The sequence below is a fragment of the Nodosilinea sp. LEGE 07088 genome (genome assembly GCF_015207395.1).
GTDB lineage: Bacteria > Cyanobacteriota > Cyanobacteriia > Phormidesmidales > Phormidesmidaceae > Nodosilinea.
The window spans coordinates 1-2079 of the sequence record NZ_JADEWX010000352.1; the positions used below are offsets into that span (position 1 = coordinate 1).

Genomic DNA, 2079 nt, shown 5'->3' on the forward strand with positions numbered 1-2079 from the left:
CACCTCCCCCTCCCAAGGAGAAAGTCATGACTGAGAACACCAACCCCCAAGTGCCAGAGAATGCCTCTGTGCCGGGTAAAATCCAGGATCACTTCGACCTGTTCCACACCGACCAGTATCAAGAGTTATTTGAGTACAAGCGCCAGTTTGAAGGAGCCCACGATCGCGACCTCGTCGCCGAAACCGCTGAATGGACCAAAGGCTGGGAATATCGGGAAAAGAACTTCGCCCGCGAAGCTCTGACCATCAACCCCGCCAAGGCCTGCCAACCCCTCGGCTCTCTCTTTGTGGCCTCGGGCTTTGAGGGCACCCTGCCCTACAGCCACGGTTCCCAGGGCTGCGTTGCCTACTTCCGCACCCACCTGACTAGAAACTACAAAGAGCCCTTCCAGGCGGTGTCCTCTTCCATGACGGAAGATGCGGCGGTGTTTGGTGGCCTCAGCAACCTGAAGCAGGGCCTGCAAAACTCCTACGAGTTGTACAAGCCCAAGATGATTGCCCTCTGCACCACCTGCATGGCCGAGGTAATTGGTGATGACATCGGTGCCTACATCACAACGGCTAAGAATGAGGAACTGATCCCGGCTGACTTACCCGTTCCTGCGGCCCATACACCGAGCTTTGTGGGCTCCCACATCACCGGCTACGACAACATGCTGGTCAGCATCCTCAAGACGTTGACTAAGGGTAAGAAAGCCGACACCACCAACGGCAAGTTCAACTTCAACCTGGGCTTTGACCCCTACATCGGCAACATCCGCGAGCTAAAGCGCATCCTGGGTCTGTTTGGCATCGACTACACCATCCTGTCAGACAACTCCGACACCTTTGATTCTCCCAACACGGGCGAATTCAAGATGTACAACGGGTTGACCACTTTGGAAGAAGCCGGTGACTCGATCAACGCCGAGGGTAGCTTCTTCTTCCAGAAGTACACCACGCCCAAGACCCAGGAGTACATCTCCAAGGAGTGGGGTCAAAAGACCTACAACTTCCGCCCCTTTGGTATCAAGGGTACCGACGAGTTTCTGATGGCCCTTTCTGCCGTCACGGGCAAAGCGATTCCCCAGGAACTCCAGCAGGAGCGGGGCCGCGCCGTGGACGCCATGACCGACTCCCAGGCCTGGATTCACGGCAAGCGCATCGCCCTCTACGGCGACCCCGACCATGTGTTTGGCATCACCCAGTTCTTGCTAGAAATGGGCGCTGAACCGGTCCATATCGTGGTCACCAACTCCAACGAAGGGTTTGAGGCGGAACTGAAGGAAGTGCTGACCAACAGCCCCTACGGCCAGGAGGCCACCATCTGGGGCAAGAAAGATCTGTGGCACCTGCGATCGCTGATGTTCACCGAGCCCGTCGATCTGCTGATCGGCAACAGCTACGGCAAGTACCTCTGGCGTGACACCCACACCCCGCTGGTGCGCATTGGCTACCCGATCTTTGACCGGCACCACATGCACCGCTACCCCACCCTGGGCTACCAGGGCGCGATCAACCAGTTCAACTGGATTGTCAACACCATCCTCGATGAGCTCGATCGCAAGACCATCATCCCGGCGAAGACGGACATCTCCTTTGACTTGATCCGTTAGGCCCAGTACCCCGTAGGGGCACAGCATGCTGTGCCCCTACACACCCCCTGGAAAACACCATGAAACTCAGCGAAGAAGTTGAACTCGATAGTCCACCTATTTTCGATATGGGCACCCGCGTCCGCAGCCTTAAAGTGCTTCGCAACGACGGCACCTTTCCCGGCAAAGACATCGGCTTTCATCTGGCCAAAAAAGGTGACGTCGGCTATGTCGTCGGCATCGGCACCTACCTGCAGCGAGCCTACATTTACTCGGTGCATTTCATTGAAAGTAACTTTGTCGTCGGTTGCCTGAGCAAAGAGCTGGAACTGATCGACGAAGACTATAAACCTCTGATTGAACAAGAAGACTGGTAAATCGATTTTAGATTTTTGATTGCCGATTTTTGATTGGGGCAATCCAAAATCCAAAATCGTAAATTGCTAACCCTGAGGCCCTCCCATGGCACTCCTCACCCACCCCTCCCACCCACACACCCACTCCC

The 2079-nt window shown here is 55.7% G+C and carries 2 protein-coding genes; both read left to right on the top strand.

Going from position 1 to position 2079, the window contains the following annotated elements; all coding sequences use genetic code 11:
• Positions 1-26: 26 nt before the first annotated feature.
• Positions 27-1595 carry a nitrogenase molybdenum-iron protein subunit beta gene (gene nifK, locus IQ254_RS30890; RefSeq protein WP_193969960.1) on the top strand — a complete coding sequence of 523 codons (1569 nt, stop codon included), beginning with the start codon at positions 27-29 and terminating at the stop codon, positions 1593-1595.
• 59 nt (positions 1596-1654) lie between these two features.
• On the top strand, positions 1655-1951 hold the full coding sequence (locus IQ254_RS30895; protein ID WP_193969961.1) for a nitrogen fixation protein NifZ: 297 nt from the start codon (positions 1655-1657) through the stop codon (positions 1949-1951).
• The last annotated feature ends 128 nt before the right edge of the window (positions 1952-2079 follow it).

What these genes read in the sequence shown, in the direction of transcription:
- IQ254_RS30895 (WP_193969961.1), top strand. Translation starts at nt 1,655, where the DNA reads ATGAAACTCAGCGAAGAAGTTGAACTCGATAGTCCACCTATTTTCGAT.
- nifK (WP_193969960.1), top strand. Translation starts at nt 27, where the DNA reads ATGACTGAGAACACCAACCCCCAAGTGCCAGAGAATGCCTCTGTGCCG.